This is a genomic window from Wolbachia endosymbiont of Tuta absoluta (genome assembly GCF_059414725.1).
Map to the genome: position 1 here is coordinate 1 of NZ_JBNRJY010000412.1, position 584 is coordinate 584.

The following is a 584-nucleotide window of genomic DNA, read 5'->3' on the forward strand; positions in this document are numbered from 1 at the left end:
CACCTTTGACATGTACGGAAGTGACCAGAGATGGACATGTGCTCGAAAGAGAACCGTAACACAGGTGCTGCATGGCTGTCGTCAGCTCGTGTCGTGAGATGTTGGGTTAAGTCCCGCAACGAGCGCAACCCTTGCCATTAGTTGCTACGAAAGGGCACTCTAATGGGACTGCCGGTGACAAACCGGAGGAAGGTGGGGATGACGTCAAGTCCTCATGGCCCTTATAGGTGGGGCTACACACGTCATACAATGGCTGGTACAAAGGGTTGCCAACCCGCGAGGGGGAGCTAATCCCATAAAGCCAGTCGTAGTCCGGATCGCAGTCTGCAACTCGACTGCGTGAAGTCGGAATCGCTAGTAATCGTGGATCGATCGACCATTGTTGGCCTGGCGCCAGCAGCACCGGCGCGTCGATGCTCGCAGCCTCCACGCAGAGCATCTGGCGCCAGCCGTCATCGGGCATATCGGCCAGGCTGTGGCTCAGATGCACGCCCGGGGTCCAGACCACGATCTCGCTGGCTGTGCTGCTGTGGGCTATCTGCAGCCGACGGCCGTCTGGCAGATCGATCAAGGGCAGGCCGATC

At 58.9% G+C, this 584-nt stretch carries 1 rRNA gene and 1 pseudogene; one reads left to right on the plus strand and one right to left on the minus strand.

Going from position 1 to position 584, the window contains the following annotated elements:
• Positions 1-383 (plus strand): 16S ribosomal RNA (locus ACJ5GX_RS04415); the annotation flags it as partial.
• Here the strand turns inward: ACJ5GX_RS04415 and ACJ5GX_RS04420 are convergent.
• Positions 383-571: pseudogene (locus tag ACJ5GX_RS04420) on the minus strand (aldose epimerase family protein); the annotation flags it as partial. The gene ACJ5GX_RS04415 and the pseudogene ACJ5GX_RS04420 overlap by 1 nt on opposite strands.
• Positions 572-584: the final 13 nt, after the last annotated feature.